Source organism: Aquimarina callyspongiae, assembly GCF_034322225.1.
Taxonomy (GTDB): domain Bacteria; phylum Bacteroidota; class Bacteroidia; order Flavobacteriales; family Flavobacteriaceae; genus Aquimarina.
The window spans coordinates 643,968-667,292 of sequence record NZ_JAXLPA010000001.1; the positions used below are offsets into that span (position 1 = coordinate 643,968).

Annotated in this window: 15 protein-coding genes; 3 read left to right on the forward strand and 12 right to left on the reverse strand. The window is 34.7% G+C overall.

The window, feature by feature from the left end; translation table 11 throughout:
* Positions 1 to 123 precede the first annotated feature (123 nt).
* On the reverse strand, positions 124 to 4,674 hold the full coding sequence (locus U0D62_RS02790; protein ID WP_322193772.1) for an Ig-like domain-containing protein: 4,551 nt from the start codon (positions 4,672 to 4,674) through the stop codon (positions 124 to 126).
* Positions 4,675 to 5,224: 550 nt separating this feature from the next.
* On the opposite strand from U0D62_RS02790, the gene U0D62_RS02795 reads away from it, so the two are divergent.
* Positions 5,225 to 5,575, forward strand: coding sequence for a hypothetical protein (locus tag U0D62_RS02795; protein WP_322193773.1), 351 nt, complete (start codon positions 5,225 to 5,227; stop codon positions 5,573 to 5,575).
* An 8-nt stretch (positions 5,576 to 5,583) separates the two neighbouring features.
* On the opposite strand, the gene U0D62_RS02800 is transcribed toward U0D62_RS02795, so the two are convergent.
* The 3 genes from U0D62_RS02800 to U0D62_RS02810 all read right to left on the reverse strand — a co-directional run bounded on the left by U0D62_RS02800 (position 5,584) and on the right by U0D62_RS02810 (position 9,177).
* Complete coding sequence (locus U0D62_RS02800; RefSeq protein WP_322193774.1) at positions 5,584 to 6,315, reverse strand: copper homeostasis protein CutC; 732 nt, start codon at positions 6,313 to 6,315, stop codon at positions 5,584 to 5,586.
* Between the two features lie 16 nt (positions 6,316 to 6,331).
* Positions 6,332 to 8,656, reverse strand: a complete 2,325-nt coding sequence (locus tag U0D62_RS02805; protein WP_322193775.1) for a beta-N-acetylhexosaminidase — start codon at positions 8,654 to 8,656, stop codon at positions 6,332 to 6,334.
* Between the two features lie 218 nt (positions 8,657 to 8,874).
* The gene (locus U0D62_RS02810; RefSeq protein WP_322193776.1) at positions 8,875 to 9,177 is read right to left on the reverse strand and encodes a hypothetical protein; all 303 of its coding nucleotides are present in this window, start codon (positions 9,175 to 9,177) and stop codon (positions 8,875 to 8,877) included.
* A 373-nt stretch (positions 9,178 to 9,550) separates the two neighbouring features.
* On the opposite strand from U0D62_RS02810, the gene U0D62_RS02815 reads away from it, so the two are divergent.
* Positions 9,551 to 10,561, forward strand: a complete 1,011-nt coding sequence (locus U0D62_RS02815; RefSeq protein ID WP_322193777.1) for a N(4)-(beta-N-acetylglucosaminyl)-L-asparaginase — start codon at positions 9,551 to 9,553, stop codon at positions 10,559 to 10,561.
* Between the two features lie 38 nt (positions 10,562 to 10,599).
* On the opposite strand, the gene U0D62_RS02820 is transcribed toward U0D62_RS02815, so the two are convergent.
* The 8 genes from U0D62_RS02820 to porU form a co-directional block, all read right to left on the reverse strand.
* A complete protein-coding gene (locus U0D62_RS02820; RefSeq protein ID WP_322193778.1) occupies positions 10,600 to 11,280 on the reverse strand; it encodes an SDR family NAD(P)-dependent oxidoreductase in 681 nt (226 codons plus the stop codon).
* Between the two features lie 29 nt (positions 11,281 to 11,309).
* Positions 11,310 to 12,257 (reverse strand): M20/M25/M40 family metallo-hydrolase, encoded by a 948-nt coding sequence (locus U0D62_RS02825; protein ID WP_322193779.1) that lies wholly within the window; start codon positions 12,255 to 12,257, stop codon positions 11,310 to 11,312.
* Positions 12,258 to 12,335: 78 nt separating this feature from the next.
* On the reverse strand, positions 12,336 to 12,917 hold the full coding sequence (locus U0D62_RS02830; RefSeq protein ID WP_322193780.1) for an NUDIX domain-containing protein: 582 nt from the start codon (positions 12,915 to 12,917) through the stop codon (positions 12,336 to 12,338).
* A 66-nt stretch (positions 12,918 to 12,983) separates the two neighbouring features.
* A complete protein-coding gene (locus U0D62_RS02835; protein ID WP_322193781.1) occupies positions 12,984 to 14,594 on the reverse strand; it encodes a 2-oxo acid dehydrogenase subunit E2 in 1,611 nt (536 codons plus the stop codon).
* Positions 14,595 to 14,597: 3 nt separating this feature from the next.
* Complete coding sequence (gene pdhA, locus U0D62_RS02840; protein WP_322193782.1) at positions 14,598 to 15,599, reverse strand: pyruvate dehydrogenase (acetyl-transferring) E1 component subunit alpha; 1,002 nt, start codon at positions 15,597 to 15,599, stop codon at positions 14,598 to 14,600.
* 137 nt (positions 15,600 to 15,736) lie between these two features.
* Complete coding sequence (locus tag U0D62_RS02845) at positions 15,737 to 16,219, reverse strand: cytidine deaminase (protein ID WP_322193783.1); 483 nt, start codon at positions 16,217 to 16,219, stop codon at positions 15,737 to 15,739.
* A 132-nt stretch (positions 16,220 to 16,351) separates the two neighbouring features.
* Positions 16,352 to 17,503, reverse strand: a complete 1,152-nt coding sequence (gene porV, locus U0D62_RS02850; RefSeq protein ID WP_322193784.1) for a type IX secretion system outer membrane channel protein PorV — start codon at positions 17,501 to 17,503, stop codon at positions 16,352 to 16,354.
* Positions 17,504 to 17,562: 59 nt separating this feature from the next.
* On the reverse strand, positions 17,563 to 21,387 hold the full coding sequence (gene porU, locus U0D62_RS02855; RefSeq protein WP_322193785.1) for a type IX secretion system sortase PorU: 3,825 nt from the start codon (positions 21,385 to 21,387) through the stop codon (positions 17,563 to 17,565).
* 214 nt (positions 21,388 to 21,601) lie between these two features.
* Between porU and gldJ the strand changes: the two genes are divergently transcribed.
* The gene (gldJ, locus tag U0D62_RS02860) at positions 21,602 to 23,278 is read left to right on the forward strand and encodes a gliding motility lipoprotein GldJ (RefSeq protein WP_322193786.1); all 1,677 of its coding nucleotides are present in this window, start codon (positions 21,602 to 21,604) and stop codon (positions 23,276 to 23,278) included.
* The last annotated feature ends 47 nt before the right edge of the window (positions 23,279 to 23,325 follow it).

Below are 23,325 nucleotides of genomic sequence, written 5' to 3' on the forward strand. Positions count from 1 at the left end.
AAAAGGTTTTACTTTCAATATCAATTTATTATTGATTAAAATATAAACTTTTAACCCTAAAATCATAAATCCCATTGCAAAATTTACAATGGGATTTACTTTCTATCTAAACAAATTTAATAATCAATTCTTGAGTATCTTTTTTACTTGAGGTACTCCATTTATTTTTAATTCAATCAGGTATATGCCTTTAGAATAAACACTTGTATCCCATTCATATTTGTGAGATCCTGCTTTCAAGCTACTATTGGATAATGTTTTTATTCTTTTTCCTAATACATTATATATTTCTAAGGTAACTGAAGCATCCTGCTGTAAATCAAACCTAAAATTGGCTGTTGTACTTACCGGATTTGGAAATGCATCAAACGCTATCTTTTTATTAATTATCTCTTTAGCTTTTGATCCTCCCAAAAGCGCATCAAAATATGGTCTGTAATTCAATGAAAACTCTTTATTAAAAAACTCATCCCAATTGATAGACCAGGTCATTAATCCTCTCATTTCTGGATAACCTCCAGAGTTTACCAACGTATAGTTCCCTCCAAATGAAATTCCTTTGATTAGGTAATCCAAGGCTTTCTTTACTTCTGTAGGTGTTGTATATCCACCTCCTGCGGCTTGTGGAGATGCCGGGATTCCAAAAGCAACCTGATCTGGTCGTAACGCTGGAAAACCTACAGAATGTCCTGCTACTGAGAATCCTTGCAACAACATTTCTGTCATCGCCACATGAAAATCGGCAGTACCTTGCGAGTAACATACACCATCTAATCCTAGCATACAACCAGAATTATAATCCTGAACATGAATATAATCTAACCTGTCTCTAAATTTGTAAATAACTGGAAGGTATGCTCCAAATGATCCTGCATATGTGCTATTTCCTCCTTGTACAAAAGCAGTTTCGGGTGCAGCACTTAATATAAAATCAGGGCCAAAATGATTCAAAATAACCTCTGTACCTGTAATAAAATTAGTGATTTTGGGAGAAGTTGGATTTCTAAAATCATTATCCCCAGTAGATAAACCAAGAGAAGTACCTTCTAAATCAATATCCATTCCATCAAAACCGTAATCTTCTATTATGCTGATCATAGCAGTAGCAAAAGTTTGCGCGTCTTCAGGTGTTAGAAGTTCTATTCTTCCATTTGCTCCTCCTATCGAGATCAGCACTTTTTGTCCTCTACTTTGTAATAAAGCAACGTCCTGTCTAAACCGTGCTTCAGTAGTAACATCATTATTAGGTACAAAAGCCATATCCGCCTGGCCAAAAGTTGCTGGTTCTGCAAAAGCAATGTTTACTACATCCCAATCTGTAGAAACATCCCCTAGATGTAATACTGCAGATCCGTTATCAAAATTATGCCAGTAACCTACCATAATATGTTTTGCCAAATCTGAACCTGGCGTACCATCTGAGGTAATAGATATATTTACAACAGAAGACGTGACTTGGTCATTAGTATTGTTTGTCGCTTTGGCGGTTAGAGAATGATTTCCTAAACTACCTGATGACCATGTAATCCCATACGGAGCAGTAGTATCTTCTCCTATTTTTGTTGATCCGTCAAAGAACTCTACTAAGGTAACATTACCAGCTGTATCAGATGCATCTGCTGTTAACGATATATTGTTCCCTAACATAAACGTGCTTCCCGAACTCGGAGAAGTGAGCGATACCGATAATGTACTGGGTATAGCGGTTATAGAAACACTTACAGCAGCTGAAGTTGTAGTGGCATTGTTATTATCTGTTGCTATCGCGGTAATCGAATGTTCTCCAACAGAACCACCAGTCCAATCAAAACTATATGGACTCGTTGTATCTACTCCTAAACTGGCTCCATCTACCATAAACTCTACTTGAGTCACAGTACCATCATCGGTTGCATCAGCTACTATTTGTATTGTGGTACCTTCTACAAAGGTACTACCTGGAGATGGCGATGTTATGTTAATGGTAGGAGGTTGATTTGTATCTGTAGAACACGACCCTAACAAAGTCCAAGATCTACCGCTTCCTACTGGACCGTTATCTGTTTCTGGATTGGACTGCGTCCACCAATTAGCAACATATTTATTATTATTAAGTTGTACTTCATCTCCCTGCGTATAGGTAGCGGATGCAGACCAAATTGGTATCCCAGTACATCCTTCTCCTACTACTATTTGAACCGTAATTTCTACAGCCGTAGAATTGCCAGTTGCTCCAAGATTATCGGTTGCCACTGCTATTAAGGATTGGGTTCCTGTTCCTGCATTGTTCCAGGTAACACTAAACGGTTCAGAAGTATCTGCCCCTAAACTTACTCCTCCTGCAAAAAACTCTACCTGGGCAATTGTACCATCAGAATCTGTAGCATTTGCTGAAATTATTATAGGGGTTCCCTGATCAAAAGTAGCTCCTGCTGATGGTGAAGAAATACTTACCGTTGGCACCTCATTAGAAGTGTCTGTAACATTAATTGACACAGTACCTGATGTTCCAGTAGTTCCTTCATTATCTGTTGCTGTTGCTGTAATGCTATGAGTACCTGCTGTTGCGGCATTCCATGTTATACTATAAGGGCTAGTGGTATCAATACCTACACTTGCACCATCTACAAAAAATTCTACCTGAGTAACACTTCCATTATCAGATGCATTTGCACTAATAGTAACAACATCGCCTATTACAAAATTTGCATTATTAGAAGGTGCTGTGATACTAGCTACTGGAGGCGGATTACCTCCATCCAAAGCATCTAGGTATGCTCTATGTTCATTAGAAAATTCAAAATTATTAAAAGCATCCCAGTTAACAGACCAGGTCATCAACCCTCTAAGGTTAGGATATGTTTCAGAAAGCGTATAGTTTCCTCCAAACGGAATTCCTTTGATCAAATAATCCAATGCCTTATGTACTTCTGCTGGGGGAGCAAAACCACCACCTGCATTAAAATTTGCAGGAAGTCCTATTAACACCTGATCTTGTCTAAGAGCTGGAAAAAATTTAGAAGGGTCTCCGGTAATAGGAAATCCCTTTAACAACATATCTACCAGAGACACATAAAAATCTGCATTCCCCATAGCATAAAACTGATCATCTAATGCTGTAATCGAGCCTGAATTATAATACTGCACCTGTAAGAATGAAAGTCTATCTCGTAATGCATGGATTACAGGAAGATATGCTCCTGCTCTTCTATCTGCTGCTGCTGATATCCCTCCATAAAAAGTATATCCCAATTGTACAAAGAATGTCTCAGGAGCCATTGTTAGCACAAAATTATTTCCAAAATGGTCATATATGGTATTGATTGCATCGATCAGGTTAACGATAAGAGGAGTAGTAGGGTTACGAAAATCATCATCTCCCAGATTAAGTGATAAGGACTGTCCTTCAAAATCAATATCCATTCCATCAAATCCATAATCTTCGATAATTGAAATCATAGAATTTACAAATTCATCTCTTTCGGCTATTGTGTTTAATTGTACTGTTCCGTTTGCTCCACCAATCGAAATCACTACTTCTTGTCCACGACTCTGTAATGCTTCTATTCCTGCTCTAAAATCTGCATCAGATATATTAGCTGGGTCTGGCGTAAAATCAATTAGTGATGTGCTCCCAGAAACTGGTTCTGCAAAAGAAATGTTAACTACATCAAACTTAGAAGACACATTTTCAGGACGTATAAAACCAGATCCATTATCAAAATTATGCCAATATCCTACAATCACGCGATTGGGTAATTCTCCTCCAGATCCACCGCCATTTCTTACACGAACAGAAACTGGTGTAGATGTCGTTGTAGCACCATCGTTGTCTGTGGCCACAGCTGTTAAAGAATAAGTACCCTGTGGAGCACCAGACCACGTAAATGAATAAGGAGCGGTTGTATCTTGTCCTAATTTTGTAGTTCCCTGAAAAAACTCTACTAATGTTACCGTACCATTTGCATCTGATGCAGATGCTGTAATAGTAATATCAGTACCAACTACAAAGCTAGCATTGTTAGCAGGAGATGTAATACTTACAACAGGAGGTGGTGGTCCCACCTGGTTTACAGTTATTGATATTGCAACAGAAGTTGTAGTTTCTCCATCATTATCCATTGCCACAGCAGTGATCGTATGATTTCCTACATTAGCATTCGTCCAATTTACATTATAAGGGCTTGCATTATCTACCCCAATACTAATTGCTCCTGCAAAGAATTCTACTTGAGAAACTACTCCATCAGCATCAGAAGCACTTGCAGAAATAGCGATACTATCTCCTTGATCAAAAGAAGTTCCATCTCCAGGAGATGTTATATTAACTACAGGTGCCTGATTTGGATCGCCGCAAGGTCCTTGTAAAGTCCAAGGTTGTCCGCTTCCTGTTGGTCCATTATTGGTTTCAGGGTTGTCCTGCGTCCACCAGTTAGCTAGATATTTATTACCATTAAGTTGTACTTCGTCTCCTTCGGTATAGGTACTACCCGAAGACCATTCTTCAACATTTGTACAATCATTTACAAATATCAGATCATCATCAATTAAGATAGCATCTGAAATATTAAAAGCTCTATTATATTCTTCAATATTAGTGTTTGCATAACTGCCATAAACACTACACCCTAATACAAGGGTTATTATCCATAGTTTAAATGAGGGTTTAAACAAATAACAATAATTATTTCTCATGATTAAAAAGTTTAGTTTGTGTATAGTAAAAAATTATGTTCTTTATTCTTTGTGGTTAAGGTATTGGTCAGGTTGGGAATACCGGATTTTAGAATACCTACAAGGATATTTCACATATCATTTTATAAAAAATGCTACTTAATAAACTGCTTATGAGAATATCATCGGAACTAAACTTACTTAATTTGAGTTGATCTTTTAACCCTTTTTAGCTAAACAGATTGAAATTGTAGCTAAACAACATTAAAATGGAATTAACCTGTTTTTATAACCGAATTCATTTTGAATTAAAATGTTTGAATATTGATTATGAAGTTAAAACAGCTGATTTTTTAGCTTGAAGTAGTGAGATTGACTTACATAAATAACACTTTTTACGGTTTTTAACCGGAAACAGGATTACAAAACCGTAAAAAACTAACTCTTTACCGAAGTAAAATTAACATTTATCGATAATTTTAACTTTTTAAACACCTGTTAATCAATTATTAATACTTTTGAAATCATTTTTTTTAACATTTTCAGAACATATTAATAAAACAAGATCAACATGAGAACTTTAATCCTATTAGTTACTCTTTTAACATCTATTTCTGCCATGTCTCAGGATGTCATAGAAATTGAGAAGAAGGAGAAAAAGATTCTTAAAAAAATGGCCAAACAAAAAGCCACAGAATTACAAAAAGAATTAAACCTTACTAATTACACCAGTATGGCTATCCAAAAAACTATTTTTGAATATTCTGTAAAAGCAAATAAAGTAATCCAATCTGGTCTATCAGAAAAAGAAAAAAACAGAAGTTTAAGTAATCTGGTGTATTTTCAGAATGAAGAGTTAAAAGAAATACTTACGGTAAATCAATTTTATCAATATATCAATTTAAACAGTAATCAATTATAACCCTTAAATCAAGTATTCTCTTCTAGTATTTTTTTTATTGCTTTTATTTTCTCAAAATCTGAGAATATTGATAAAGTATCACTTAATAATTTTTTACTATTCATTGATATTTTGGGTCGTACATTTTTTTCTTTTAATGAAGCTGCTGAAAAATGAATTTCTGTAAACCCATTTTCTTTGAAAACAAGTACATTTTCTCTATTGATTCCTCCTCCAGGCATTATTTGTATCCTTGAGTTTGATTGTTTCAATAGTTTTCTAAGCATATCAGCTCCTTGTAACGCACTTGATTGTTGTCCAGATGTAAGTATTCTATCAGCGTTTATTGAAATCAGTTCTTCCAGTGCATTTTCAGGTGTTACAACCCAATCAAATGCTCGATGAAAAGTAAAGGGCAATGGTCTTGAAATTTTTATCAATTCTTCAGTTCTTTGAACATCAATGGTAGAATTAGATTGTAAAACTCCCGAAACGATACCACTACATCCTATTTTTTTGCAATATTCAATATCACGTTTCATAATATCAAATTCTTCTGATGAATATGTAAAATCACCACTTCTTGGTCTGATCAATACATAAACCGGAATAGAAAGTTCTTGTACTACTTTTTCAATTAATCCGTGAGAAGGAGTAATACCTCCAACAGCCAATTCTGAACATAATTCGATGCGATTGGCTCCTGCTTTCTGAGCATTAAGGGCTGATTGATATGAGTTTGCACAAATTTCAAGTATCATCTACAGTACTATAAAATTATTCTATAACAACCTCATCAATAAATGTCCACGCCTGGTTACCAGCTCCTTGTGATCCTTCTGGGATTTGACCATATTTCTTAACTTCAATTTTAATGTATCTTACTTTTTCTCCATTGCTTTCCATTTTTATTGTAGAAGTGAGTTCTTTATCTTTTAAGAACAATTGCATTGACCCTCCTCCTAGCAATTCATTTTTCTCTTGATCTAACAATGTAATTTTAACAGATTCTGGTCGATAAATCCAATGCCCTTCAGCTTCATAAAATCTTGTTGAAATAGACTGTATTTCTTTTTCTTTCCCCAGATCAATAGCTATTTCAAGGTCTTCTCCCCAAAACCCAAGCCATTCTTTATCCTTAAATCGGGTGTCTTTTGCTGAAACACCATTGATTATAACCTCTTTCCCACCAGTACCATAAGATTTATGAGGTTCTTTATTGATCGTGATTTGAGCTTCAATTCCTTTATGATAATCAAACTCCTGAATAAATATGCCTCCTAATGGCTTCTGATCATTAAACAAAGAAGCTTTTATGACCACATCTTTATTTATCAGAATAGGATTTTCATACAATACTGACGTACTATCCGGCTCACTTCCATCTGTAGTATACCTAATAGATTTATCATTCATCTGCGTAGTCAAAGTATATTTAAGCTGGTTATTAGCTCGCTCCAGGTTACCACTAACTTCATATAAATGATTAGCATAGTTTACATTAAGAATATCTAATCTCTTTTGCAGATTCTCTAATCTATGCAAAAAACTTTTATAATCTTTTTTGTTAGCGGGTGACCAAACTACTTCACTTAAAGCTATTGCCCTGGGAAAAGCCATATATTCTACCTTATCATATGTTGGGATATATTCTGTCCATACATTTCCTTGTGCTCCTAATACATACTTAGCTTCTTCTGGAGTCAATTCTTCTGGTATAGGATTAAAACTATATACTTTTTCTAACGGAAGAAAACCTCCTATGGCTAGTGGTTCGTTTTCATTATTGCTTTGGTAATGATCAAAATAACAATGAGACGTCGGGGTTAGAATTACATCATGCTTTTCTTTTGCTGCTTGCACAGCTCCATTTGTGCCTCTCCAGGACATTACGGTAGCGTCTGGAGCCAAACCTCCTTCAAGAATTTCATCCCATCCAATTATTCTACGCCCTTTACTATTAAGATATTTTTCTATCCTTGTAATGAAGTAACTTTGTAACTCATGCTCATCTTTTAAACCTTCATCTTTAATCAGTTTTTGACAATGATTACAAGATTTCCATCTTGTTTTCGGGGCTTCATCACCACCAATATGAATATATGTACTTGGAAACAATTCGATAACTTCATCCAGCACACCTTCTAGAAAAGCAAATGTCTTTTGATTAGGACAATATACTTCTTCAAAAATACCCCATTTAGTAGCTACTTTGACCTCTTTTCCAGAACATCCTAATTCTGGATAAGCTGCAATTGCGGCCTGGGAGTGCCCTGGCATTTCAATCTCAGGTATCACTGTAATATTTCTTTCTTCGGCATACGTTACTATTTCTTTTATTTCTTCTTGTGTATAAAACCCTCCATATCTTTTTCCATCATACTTGTGGGGTTGACTACCATAATGGCCAACCAATGTTTCATCACGATATCCTCCAATTTCAGTTAATCTTGGATATTTTTTGATTTCAATACGCCAACCTTGATCTTCTGTAAGATGCCAATGAAATGTATTCATTTTTAGCAGTGCCAACATATCTAAGTATTTTTTAATTTCTTCAATCTTGAAAAAATGACGCCCTACATCCAGATGCATTCCTCTATATACATATTGAGGGGCATCTAGAATTGTAACTCCTTGTAAAGCAAATTCTTTTTCAGAACAAGAACCGTTTTCAAAACATATAGGCAATAATTGACGTAAAGTTTGTACCGCATAAAAAGCTCCTTTATTTGTTTTGGACTGAACCTTAATCGAATCATTAGAAATAAAAAGTCGATATCCCTCATCATGGATTATCGACATATCTTTTTCTAAAAAAATCGCATTCTTTGCTTTATTATTTGATTCTAACCTAGTATTTAATCCTTTTTCTAAATAGTTGTTAAGTATTTTTGCACTTTCTTTAAAATCCTGGTCAAACTCTAAACCGGTTTTATCATTAAGTTTAAATACAGTTTGTTCTACTTCCTGATGTAGAGGAGCAGGAATAACCATAGGCTGTGAAGCTACAAGAGTCTTTTCTTTATTACACCCTAATGCAAATATCATAAGAGTTAAACAACAAACTTTTAAGGCATTATTATAAAATATAGTTTTCATCACTTTTATATTAGTCACCTTAAAAGTAATAATCTCATTTTATATAATAACAAGATAAGCTTGTAGTATATTTATAAATCATTATTATCTACAGAAAGTCCAAAAAATAAAATGAGCCAGAAAATTGGCTCATTTCATTTAATAAATGGAAAATATCCTAACCTGTAAGTTTACCCCCAAGCCCACCTGTTAGGTTTCTTATATATGATTATCAAAATTCATGCCATTTCATAAAAACTAATAACTCCATCTTTATAATCGATGATTATTTTTTTATCACTACTGTCGATTAACACATACTTTCCTTCTGGCAGTTGAGAAAAATCTATCTCTCCTCTTGTCTTGACTAACACTATATCATATGTTTTAAGTTCAAACAGTTTGATTTTGGCGCCTTCTTCAAAATCAATGATATTGATGACTTTTCCTGTTTTTTTTATTTTTAACTCATTCCCTTCATTTTTTGCATATATCCCGATAAAATTAAATATCAAACAAATAATTAAAATAACCTTTTTCATAAGTATGTGATTTTATGTGTTAACAATTTGATTCCTTATCAATTACATTGTAAAATTCGCCAAATAAAGATCTTTTTACTACACCTGATACTGTGAAAATCCAACCACTATTTATAGGGATAAAATACTTCTTTAAAATACGGAAAACAGTTAGCCAACTGTCCCTAACCCCAATAGAACCCTATTAATCAAATATTTAACCCTAACAAAACAACTCTACCGTTTTTTTATCTCATACCACTCATTGCTATATTTATTATGAGAATAATACCGATGTCCCATATTTAACAGAGAAAACCATAAAAATCTATTATATTGAATCCCATATTTACCATACAATCTTTTTTATCTGCATTTTTAAACACAAAAACTCATGAAACGAAGAAATTTTATAAAGAACGCTTCATTATCCGGACTTGGCTTAACTGTAGGAACTACCATAACCAGCTGTGCTGAAAATACCGTAGCTTCTGAAAAAAAGATAGAGAATCCTGTTGCAACGCCTCCTCTTTTTCCTCTGGTGATTGCAACCTGGAATGTAACTAATTCTACTGCAAAAGCTTGGGAGGTATTGCAAAATGATCATTCTGCACTAGATGCCGTAGAACAAGGATGTATGGTTGAAGAAGCAAATGAAAAAGGGCAGTCGGTAGGTAAAGGGGGTTTGCCGGATAGAGATGGTAATGTAACACTAGATGCCTGTATTATGAACAAGCACGGAGATTGTGGATCCGTAGTGTATTTACAGAATATCACGCACGCAGTTTCTGTAGCTCGAAAAGTAATGGAAGAAACTCCTCATGTGATGCTAGCAGGAGAGGGCGCAAAACAATTTGCAGTATCCAAAGGTTTTAAACCCGAAAACTTACTTACTGAAGCTTCAAAAAAAGCTTGGGAAGAATGGAAAGTAGAAGCAGAATACAAACCAATAATTAATATCGAAAATCACGACACTATCGGTATGTTGGCAATAGATAAAAATGGTGATATTTCTGGTGCTTGTACCACTAGTGGTTTAGCATATAAAATGGGAGGTCGAGTTGGTGATTCTCCTATTATAGGTTCTGGTCTTTTTGTAGATAATGAAATTGGTGCTGCTGTTGCAACAGGATTGGGAGAAGAAGTGGTAAAAACCGTTGGAAGTTTTTTAATCGTAGAACTTATGCGACAAGGAAAATCTCCTCAAGAAGCCTGTGAAGAAGCCATTCATAGAATTGTAAACAAACCTAATAGTAATTACAAAAACTTCCAGGTAGGTTATATTGCTGTAAATAAAAAAGGAGAAACTGGGGCATACTCAATTCATCAATGGTTTAGCGTTACCAAATACCAGAATGGAGAAAACAAAAATATCCAATCAGACTTTTTTATAAAAGAAAAGTAATACTCCTACTTTAAAATATATTTATTAAGAAAAGTACTTTATGGTGTACTACTAGAAACCTGAAGTACTTTTCCGTTATAAAATTTATTGCCGGTAAGAGAGAAATCCATAATATATCCAGCCATTTCTATAGCTGTAAGTGGTGCCTCATAACCAGGGAACGCTTCTTCTAACATCTCTGTTTGTACTGCTCCAATAGCTAGTACATTAAATGCAATACCACTATCTTTATATTCTTCTGCTAGTAACTCACTTAGTGTAATAACAGCTCCTTTACTAGAGCTATATGCTGCTAAACCAGGAAATTTAACGCTTCCTTGTATACCTCCCATACTACTAATAGTAACCACATGGCTTCCAGTTTTCATATACGGTAATACTCTACGCGTAATTTCTGCTACTCCAAATACATTTACTTTATAGACTTCTTCAAACTCTTTACTAGATATTTCTTCAAAAGGCTTACTTAATAACTTACCTGCGTTATTAATAAGAATATCTACTTCTTTCCAGTTTGAAGAAATATACTCTTCCATCTTTTGCAAATCATCAGGTTTGCATAGGTCAAAAGGAAAGGAAACAATATTTTTATGATTAAGTGAAGCTACTGGGTTTTCATTACGTGATAAAGCCAGAACCTGATGCCCTGCATCTGCAAATAATTTTACCATTTCAAACCCTATTCCTCGACTTGATCCGGTGATAATAATTTTCTTCATAAGTTCTCTCTATAAAAGCAGAGTGAATTTTATTTGTTTAACTTGATTTCTTTTGTTTCTGTATTTACCATTTTAGTAATCGAAGGAATACAATCATTAATCAGTTCTGCCATAAATTCAAAATTCATTTGAGAAGCCTCATCATCTACATGATGGTAATAGTCATAGTTAGTAAAATCAAAAGTAGAGATCGTTTGACAAGGTACTCCAAATTGCTTATAAAACGGATAATTATCACTTCGTTGAAACAATTGGTATTCTTTTGCTTTAGGTAAAAAACCAATCAATTCGCTTCCTGTATATTCATTTATTTTCTCAGCCATATTAGATTTTTCATATCCGGTTATATAAGCTTTATATGACTTATTATTTAAAGGAACTCCTATCATTTCAAAATTAACCATTGTATATAGGTCTATATTTTTATCTTTTAAAACCTTAGCGAGATTAGCTGATCCTAATAATCCTCTCTCTTCTGCTCCAAATAACACAAAAAGTATACTTCTTTTGTTGTTTTTTGCCTTAGCAAAGTATTTTGCCAAAGAAATTACCGCTGTACTTCCTGCTGCATTATCATTAGCACCATTCGCTATTGTATCTCCATTTACATCCTTTCCCTGACCTATATGATCGATATGGGCACCAACTATAATAAACTCTTTAGATAATTTCTCATCAGAACCTTTAATATAACCTACTATATTAAATGTTTCTGTTCCTTTCGCATCAAAAACATCTAAGTAATCTTTAAAATAAGGTGCTACATTGTTCTTTTTAAACTCTTCAATTATAAAATCTGAAGCTTTTTTCAATCCTTCACTTCCTGTATTTCGCCCTTCAAGTTCATCACTAGCTAAAAAATTCATTATCTCGCCAACTTGAGATGCATTTATATTAGAAGCAGGAGCTTGTGCAACTGTGGTTTCTTTACAATTAATGAATAATACCGCTATTGCAATAAAAATTATAGATCTCATATGTAATTTATATATTTTTAAAAATGAATTCGATTTTGGCTAAAGATACTTATTACCCTTGTTAAATCTGGGTTAAAATTACAATATGCTATTTATTTTAAGGTGTTGTAATAACATAATTGTTCTTGCATCTTTAATTTCGCCAGAAGCAATCATATCAAAAGCCTTTTCAAAATCGATCTCTAAAACATCCAGATATTCTTGTTCATTATCTAAACCACCTCCAGTTTGTATTTTCATCTCATCCGTGTATTCTGCAATAAATAGATGTGCTAATTCTGTCATTACCGCAGGAGAAGCATAGGCTTCAAAGACTTTCTGTATCTGATCAATCTGGTATCCGGTTTCTTCTAATGCTTCTTTTTTTGCACATTCTTCTGGAGTATCTCCATCCAGGGAGCCTGCACAAATCTCGATGCTCATTCCAGATTTATTTCCATTCAAATATGTTGGTAACCTAAACTGTCTGGTGAGAACCACCGTTTTTTTATACAAATTATACAACAGAACTGAAGCGCCATCACCATGATCATACACTTCTCTTACATGCTCTTCTTTATCATGATTTTCTGTGTGTTGATAATTAAACACATACTCTTTAAGTAGAAATGTTTTATCAGATAGCGTTTGGGACCTTAGATTCTCTATGCTTTCCTTCATATATATAAAAGATAAAAAAATCCCACTTTTAGGGTGGGATTCTATTATTATGTTTGTCTTAAAAAACTACGCTAACATAGTTACCGGATTTTCAAGATACTGTTTTAATGTTTGTAAAAACTGTGCTCCTGTCGCACCATCTACTGTTCTATGATCACAAGCTAATGTTACCTTCATTGTATTACCAACTACAATCTGGTCATTTTTTACAACTGGTTTTTTAACAATAGCTCCTACTGATAGAATAGAAGAGTTAGGCTGATTGATAATAGAAGTAAACTCCTGTATCCCAAACATACCTAGGTTAGATACAGTAAAAGTACTTCCGCTCATTTCTTGCGGTGTTAACTTTTTATCTCTTGCTCTGGTTGCCAGATCTCGAACCCTTGTATCAATCTCCATAATATTCATATTATCGGTAAATGGTAATACTGGTACTACCAAACCATCAGGAACTGCTACAGCAACACCAATACTTATGTGTTTATTATAAACAGTTACATCATCCTTCCAGGTCGTATTTACACGAGGATGTCTTCTTAACGCCATCGCACAAGCTTTTACCACCATATCATTAAATGAAACTTTGGTATCTGGTAATTCATTGATGAGCTTACGAGAAGTAATCGCATTGTCCATATCTACCTCAATGGTAAGATAATAATGTGGTGCTGTAAATTTAGATGCAGAAAGACTTCTTGCAATAGCTTTACGCATCTGTGAGTTTTTCACTTCTTCAAAGCTTACTTCTCCTGCAGGTGCAAAAGATTGTACAGCTGGAGCTGAAGAAGTTTCTTTAGCTGATGCAGGTTTACTTGCAGCAACTGATGGTGTATATGATTCTACATCTTTTTTAATTATTCTTCCGTTCTCTCCTGATCCTTTTAGCTGACTAAGATCAATCCCTTTATCTGCAGCTATCTTTTTTGCTAAAGGTGAAGCAAATATTCTTCCTCCAGAAACTCCTCCACCATTAGTGTTAGTAGTTGGTACAGAAACTGGTTCATCTTCTTTAACAGGAGTCGCCTCTGTAGCAACTGAATCAGATGTCGTTGGTACACCGTCTTTTAAACCAGACACATCTGTGCCAGCAGGGCCAATAATGGCTAATAATGCATCAACAGGTGCTGTTTGTCCTTCATCAATACCTATGTGTAATAAAGTACCATTATAGAAAGATTCAAACTCCATTGTAGCTTTATCCGTTTCTATTTCGGCAAGAATATCTCCTTCCTCTACAGTGTCTCCTACTTTTTTCAACCAAGTAGCAACTGTACCTTCTTCCATAGTATCACTAAGGCGAGGCATTGTAATAATTTCTACTCCTTCGGGTATTGTTGTTTCTGTTGAAACAGGAGCGGATTCTTCTTTTGGCTTTTCTTCTGTAGTTTCTGTTTGTGGTTCAGTACTGCCATTTAACAGATCAGAAATATCTTCTCCTTCGTCTCCTATAATCGCTAACAATTTATCTACAGGAGCTGTTTCTCCTTCTTCTATCCCTATATGAAGTAATGTTCCTTCGTAGAAAGATTCAAACTCCATTGTAGCTTTATCCGTTTCTATTTCAGCAAGAATATCTCCTTCACTGATCTTATCTCCTTTTTTAACAAGCCACTTCGCAACAACTCCTTCTTCCATGGTGTCGCTCAATCGCGGCATATTAATTACTGTAGCCATAATCTATTGTGGTTTGTGTGATAAAAATGGGTAATCTTCTTGTTCGTAAACAACATCATACATCAAGTTCTTTTCAGGGAACGGTGATTCCTCCGCAAATTTTTGACATTCTGCTACTCTGCTCTTTACTCTTTTATCAATTTCAGCTATTTCTTCATCCGTAGCATATTCTTTTTCTTTAATAATATCCAAAACCTGAGTAATTGGATCTATTTTTTGATATTCTGCTACTTCTTCTTTCGTTCTATATTTCTGAGCATCACTCATGGAGTGCCCTCTATATCTGTAGGTCTTTAATTCAAGAAATGTTGGTCCTCCTCCTGTTCTTGCTCTTGTAATTGCTTCATCTAATGCTTCAGCAACTTTTATAGGATTCATTGCATCGACAGGTCCACAAGGCATTTCATACCCTAACCCTAATTTCCATATATCAGTATGATTAGCAGTTCTTTCTACAGATGTTCCCATTGCATATCCATTATTCTCTACACAAAATACAACCGGAAGGTTCCATAACATTGCTAAATTAAATGATTCATGTAATGATCCCTGGCGTGTAGCACCATCACCCATAAATGTTAAAGTAACAGCTTCTCTCTTATGGTATTTATCTGCAAATGCTAAACCAGCTCCTAGTGGTATCTGACCACCTACAATACCATGTCCTCCATAAAAACGATGTTCTTTAGAGAAAATATGCATTGATCCTCCCATTCCTTGTGAGGTTCCGGTACCTTTACCATATAACTCTGCCATTACTCTTTTGGGATCTACTCCCATACCAATAGGCTGTACATGGTTACGATAGGCTGTGATCATTCTATCTTTGGTAAGATCCATTGCATGTAATGCTCCTGCCAAGATGGCTTCCTGACCATTATATAAATGTAAAAAACCTCTTACTTTTTGTTGAATATATACCTGGGCTAGTTTATCTTCAAACTTTCTCCAGAAAAGCATTTCTTCGTACCAATTCAGGTAAACTTCCTTTGTTATTTTCTTCATCTACGACTGTGCTACTAAACAGTTATAAAACTGACAATTATTTTAAATTTCCTCTATTTTTTTTTAGAGCGAAAAACAAAAATAACATATTCGAAATTAAGGGGAAAGGAGTTTTTGCATAAAAATCAACGAAAACGTTATAAATAGGAATTATCAAAAATAAGTGGCAACAAATTACTTAACGATGAAGACCTTACCACTTTTCCTGTTTCTCCTGTAAAAAATATCTCTATCGGCTCTTTTTGATTCTGTTCATACTCTGCAATTGATTGTCTGCAGGCACCACAAGGAGGTGTTGGTGTAATGAGCTGGTATTTTAAAGATTTAGCAGAAAGCGCCATTTTTTTTATAGCAACTCCAGGAAAATTAGCTCCAGCATAATAAATAGCTGTTCTTTCAGCACATAATCCTGAAGGAAAACAAGCATTCTCCTGATTATTACCCAAAACAACTTCTCCGTTTTCCAACAGCAAAGCTGCACCAACTAAAAATTCTGAATATGGAGCATAGGCTTTATCTCTAATTGTAAAAGATTGCATCATCAATTTCTGAATATCTTCAGGCAATTCTTCTAATGAATCATATATCTGTAGGGTAGATTTTATCTCTATTTCTTTCATTCTACTTTGAATTTGAGAAGAATACCATTTGTCGACCAAATGATATAAGGCCTCACAATGTACGATAAACAAAAAAAGTATCAAACATAAGATTTGATACTTCTTTTTATTTTTTTTGAAAACCGTTAATTATTAACGTTCGTCATATTCATCTCCAAAGTTAAAGGAAAGACCAAAACGAAGTGTTCCTTCAAGCGGACTTCTTACTGCCGATGTTGAGAACAGATATGAGACATCTATATTAACAACAGTATATTTAAATCCTGCTCCTAAAGAAACAAATTTACGAGCACCTTTTTCTTCACTCTCATTAAAGTATCCTCCTCTAAAAGCGAATACATCACGATACATATACTCTGCTCCAAGACCCCAAGTGAATTCTTTCAGCTCTTCGCTAAAACCTCCATCTGCATCTCCCCAAGAAGAAAAGATAGCTCCAAAAGAACTGATATCCTGATATTCATCTCTATCCAATTCTGTAACTATTCCATCTCCATTAAAATCCTGTGGACTAGGAACTAATAATTTATTAAACTCAATAGATGGTGTGATTCTATTATCTGCATCTAGGATAAAATCAAATCCTGCACCTATTTTGAAGTTAGTAGGAATAAAATTTTCCTGACCTGCATCATCATACTTAATCTTAGGACCTATATTAGAAATATTAAACCCTGCTCTCCATCTACCATTAAAATCTCCATATGCTATTTCTTCACTCTGATAAAAACCTGCAATATCTACCCCAAAACTTCCTGCAGCACTTGCATCATCTCCCAATCCTTGCAACCTTAAATCAGATCGTAAATAACGTCCTGCAACCGCCATCGAAAAACGATCACTCAAACGCAATGAATATGATAAATCCAGGGTGAATTCATTAGGCTTTTGAACATTAGGTTCATCATTAGGGCCTTGTCTGAATTCTATTTCTCCTAAACTAAAGTATCTGAAACTTGCAGCAACAGCACTTCTATCATTAATACGATTATAATAGTTAAGGTTTCCTAAGAATATATCATTAACCAAATTACTTAGATACGGTGTATAGTTTACCGCAAAACCTTGTTTATGCTCTATAAAAGCATATTTTGCTGGATTCCATTGTTGTGAAAATGCATCTGCTGATGTTGCGACTCCTTGATCAGCCAAACCAGCTGCTCGAGCATCGGCGGCAATTAATAAGAAAGGTGTAGCAGTAGTAATAGCCCTATTATCCTGAGCCCACATTTTAAAATTCAATAGTGTTAAAAACGCAAGGCCAAGTATTATGTTTCTTCTCATATCGTGAAAATTGATTTTGACAAATATATAGTTATTTAGTGAATAGTTACTTTTGTGTTTTATAATATAACGAGCTTTTCAAATTTTTCAACCCGCTGATTGGTTAACGTGGATTTTACCGAAATCTTATATACATATACCCCTTTTCCTAGTTTATCGCCAAAATCATCTCTTCCATCCCATTGAATATCTTCTCTATAACTAGTTCTTCCTGATAATGTTTGATTATCTGTCCACACAACTTTTCCAGAAACAGTAAATACCTGCACCTGTACCTCCAGGACATCATTAGCAGAGCTACTATGCTCAAACCAAAATTCTGTTTGACTCACAAAAGGATTTGGATAATTAAGCACATTGTTTAAAGTAAATCCGGCGGCATCTGTAACTTCAAACTGTATTTCCTGAGTTGAAGAATTGTTATAAACATCCCATCCTTTAAAAGTAAGTGTATGTAATCCTGGTTCTAAATCTCTAAACTTAAAATTTACTGTACCTCTGGTAAAATCGTCAATCTCTGTTTCATAGAAATCATTAAGAATAAATGGATTTGCTTCGTCTCCATCAAGTATTGCTGAGATATCATGACCAATACCACTTGCGGTATTAATACCGTTTTCATCCTCAAGTTTAGCTATTAATATAGGAGAGTCATTAGTAACCCCGCCCGATACAAAGCTTTCATCATTCATAAACAATTGTATCTGTGGTCCTGTATTATCTTCAGGAGCATTTTCATTAAGACCTCCTATTCTAATAGTCTGATCTGCTCCGGATTGATCTTCTAAAACTCCATTTCTGGATGCATAAAAACTAATCCTTCCGTTACCTTCGGGAATTGCTATATCTCTGGGAACGATAAATTCAAAACTAAACGCTCCATTAGTTACAGAAGCCTGACCTCTAAAAATTATCTCTCCAAGTGTCTTAAAATCAAGGACTATTAATTCACCTGCATTATTTCTAGTACCATCATTTGCAAGAGTAGACCGATCGATCTCCTTATCATATATTGTCGTTGCCAACACTCCATTATAATCATTAATCAAATTTCCAGAAGCGTCTACTACCTCACCAGATATTTTTACTCTACTCAATGCTTTTAAAACATCAACTGTTTGAGTAATGGGCACATCATTAACATGCGTAAGTCTAATATTTGGTTTTGGAATTGCCATTTTCATAGCAGGATCTCCAAAAAAGAACACTACTCTTCTTTGAGTACCTACATACGTATTCTTCATTAACCTTACAGCTTCTGCAACTGTAGGGTAATCAGATCCGTCTGGAAATAAAAATCCAGAAAGTCTATCATTAACAGAAATACCAAACGTAACTATTACATCTCTAGTAGTACTTATAAGTCCAATGGCTCCTCCATTAGTATTCCAATAAGTCAATTCTCCAGCGGTTGGCCTAAGTGGATTATCAAACTTTGTAAATTCACACGTTACTGTTATGATAAAAGGATACCTATTTGTATTAGCCAGGTTTCTGGCGTCAGATTGGTTAAAAATAAATTCTTTAGCCAAACCATCTTCTCCTCCGTGACCAAAGTAATCTATAGCAATTGCTCCTGTCTCAACAGCATTTGAAATCGCTTCATTAACTCTAGGATAACGACTTCCTGAAGCAGATGATTCTTGCTGAAAAGCATCAGCATAAATCTTTGATAAGTTAAAAAATGGTTTTCTGGCATTAAGATCATCTCCCAATTCATTCAAATTGCGTTGTATAGTTTCTTCCCAATCTGCATCTACATCATCAGAAATCAGCAAAACAGTATTTCTCCATCTTCCATAAGATTGTTGGCTACCATAATCTATAATTTTGGTCACCATTGCATCTGCTAATTGAGGGGTATCTGCCAAAACCCTACCAACCGCAATGTCAAGCTGGTCACTACCCAACATTTGACCTTCTTCAGGATCCATTGAACCATAAAAATCATCTGTCGCAAATGAACTCACCAATGAAAAACTTGAAACACTTTCAAAAGTTGGTACTTCATTATTATTACCTTGTAATCTATCCTTATAATCAACGGATGCATCACCAAAAAGACACAAGTATTTTACTCGGTTTGATGGAGTAGAAGCATTATCATACACATATTTAACAAAGTTTCTGATTGCCACGATATCTTGCTTACCACTTCCAAATTCATTATAAATTTTGTCAATAGTAATTACTTTAGTGTTTAGATTGTTAGTATTTCTATGATACTCTGCCAATCTATTTGCTGCTGCAGCCAGGTCATTATTAGTAATGATTAGGTAATCAATATCCTGAAACTGACCTTGGTTATTTTGAAAAATTGTTCCTTTTAAGTCTTGATTACTTACTCGTGTAGCATTTTGATCTACTAATGGTTCAAAATAATCATTTGGCACTACAGCTAGGTACTTTCTTATTTCACCCATATTAGCTTTAAAACTTACTGTAGAGTTATTATTGTTAGCAATACTAGTTATTAAAGCTGGATTAGTCACGTCCCATATTTGAGAAACACTTGACGCGTTAGATAAATTATACTGTCCAATTCCTGTCAGAGTAGCTGCTGTTTCATAGATAAACGGCATTTGGGTACCTGTACCGGCAAGAGTTCTTTGTCCTTTTAAACTTATATAATCTAAATACCCTGTGGCCGTAGGGTTTCCATTATTATTATAAGTAAGGCCAACTGTAATTCGGTCTGAACTCGAATCCATTGACCGTGTAATTTCTCTTCCTGAAGCAAAACTGGTACCAGTAATTGTAGAAAAATTCAATGTTCCTACATTTTGCCCACTAAAAGTAATATTCATACTCGAAGTAGACTCTGAAACTGCCGCTGCAATAACTCTTATCTCTACAGGTTCTGATAAAACTAAATTTGGGAAATTAAAATCAAAACTTTTACTTGACTGAATATCAAATCGATCTCCAAACCATCGTCTTCCTACCTTAACCAAACTCTCTTCGTCTAATTCATGAAATTGATAATCAGTAAAAGAATTGATCTGATTAGTTGCTGCTCCAGATGGCTCAGTATATCCAGAAATTCTTCTTCCATTATTACCTCCTGCAGTTACAAAATAATAGGATTTATCTTCGTACAAGTTAATATTAGTAGCATTTTCTGGACTAAACCCCTGTGTTCCTTCTCCATAAAAAAGGATATAATCACTTCCTGAGAACACTCCATCTTCTCCTCCAACAACCTGAATTGCGTTTTCTCTAAGGTCAAATTCTGTATTATCCTGATTAAGCAAAGGCATCATTTGACCACCGTTACCATATATTTTAATTGTATTAGGGTCTACAGAAGAAAGATCCATTCCTAAACCGCTAAGAAAATCAGGAGTAATTCTAAAAACTCCTGTTTTATCAACATAAAACTTATACCAATCACCCGTTGCTAATACAGAATTAGATATTGGCAACCTTTGCGCAAAAGATTTATTTTGTCCAGTTTGATATTGGATATCAAAAGAAACTATTTTTCTATAAGAATTACCATTCTTAACGATCGGAAACAATTGAATATATCCAGTTCTCTTATTTCTAGCCTGGGCAGAACCTATTTTATAAGATAACTTCTCGGGTATCAAATTAGGATCAAGTCCTAACAACTCTGATCTAGATATATCCTTATATACTACATTAACCACTTTAGCGGTCGTAGTATTAATATATCCGGATTCTTCCCATTGGGATGAATATATAATCCCCTGTTCATCATTATAACCAAAATACTGGCTATCAAAACCAGGTACATTTATGGTAGAATTTGATGTACTGATTTCAGTATTTTTCCATTCTATCGAGACAGATTGTGTCTTTTGAGCAGAAACAAATATTGATATCAGTAATGCATATAAGATTGTAAATTTCTTTGTCATAGCGTATAAACGGGTTTAACACTAATTTAGTGTTTCCCTAAATCATAGTTTTTCTTCAAAAATAATAATAAATACAAAAATATTGCGTTAAACCAAAGTCGATGCAAAAAGGCATTTTTTTTGCGATTTGATATTATTTAAAAAATATTAGGGTAAATTTAACGTTAATTATTATATTGCAAGCCCTAATTTCTACTTTAACGAACTTAAGATTATGAAAAACGCGTTTATTTTTAAGTCGCTAATGGCGGTTACCGTTAGTGCTTTGCTGCTCAGTTGTAATAAAAACGACTACGGCAGCAGTTCCAGAGCCACTGGTTGGAAATACAACTCCAAAAAAGGCGGATTTCAGGTAAATACAAATTACAAAGAACAAGAAACAGGACCAGGTTTAGTATTTGTCGAAGGAGGTACTTTTACTATGGGACGTGTTCAAGATGATGTAATGCACGATTGGAACAATACCCCTACCCAACAACATGTGCAGTCATTCTATATGGACGAAACTGAGGTTACCAATGTAATGTACCTGGAATATTTAGATTGGCTAAAAGCCGTATACCCTCCAACAGAACCTAAATACAAAAATATATATCACGGTGCACTTCCAGATACTTTAGTTTGGAGAAATCGTCTTGGATTTAATGAGATGATGACCAATAATTATTTACGTCATCCAGCTTATCAAATGTACCCTGTGGTAGGTGTAAATTGGATTCAAGCAGTAGAGTTTAGTAACTGGAGAACTAATCGTACAAACGAAAGAATTCTTTGGGAAGAAAATGTAATAGGAGATAACACTCCTTTCGAAGATGTATCTGCAGAAAGTACTTTTGACACAGAAACATATCTTAATGCCCCTACTCAAGTTTATGGTGGTAATGATGAAGCAACCCGCGGTGGTAAAGCTTCAGAACGATATGCAAAAGATAATGACTCTTCAGGTTTATACATCCAGCGTAAAGATGGATTGTTATTACCAAAATATAGACTACCAACTGAAGCTGAATGGGAATATGCAGCTTTAGGGTTAGTTGAAATCAGAAGTTATAACATATACAGAGGTAGAAAAAAATATCCTTGGAGCGGTAAATACACACGTTCTGGAAAAAGAAGAACACGTGGAGATCAATTAGCTAACTTCAAGCAAGGTGACGGTGACTACGGTGGTATTGCTGGATGGAGTGACGATGGTGCAGATATTACAGCTCCCGTAGCATCTTATGATCCTAATGATTATGGATTATATGATATGGCAGGAAATGTAGCCGAATGGGTTGCTGATGTTTACAGACCAATTGTAGATGATGAGTATAATGATTTCAACTACTACAGAGGAAATGTATATACTAAAAATGCAATTAACCCTGATGGAACGGTAAAAATTGTTACTACAGATTCTATTATTTATGATACACTAAGTAATGGTAAGATAGTTGCAAGAGTATTACCTGGAGGAATATTACAAACCCCGGTTGATGAAAATGAAACTTATTTAAGAACTAACTTTACAGAGAGTGATAATCGTAATTACCGCGATGGTGATAAGAGTTCATCAAGATATTTTGAAGGTTTTCAAGAGCAGGACAACGCTGGTAAACGAATGTACAACGCTCCTATCCATAGTGTAACTGTTAGTTCTGAAGATAGTACTAAATTAGATAGAAGATATGACGAAACCAGTACCAGAACTACAATCGTAGATGATAATGTACGTGTATATAAAGGTGGTTCCTGGAAAGATAGAGCATATTGGTTAGATCCTGCACAGAGAAGGTTCTTCCCTCAAGATATGTCTACAGACTATATTGGTTTTAGAAATGCGATGTCTCGCGTAGGTGAAAAAGCTAAAAACAAGAAAACACCTAAGCACCGTTCTCCAAGAAGATAATAGATTAAAAGTTCGTTATATAAATAAGCCCTGACAATTTGTGCAGG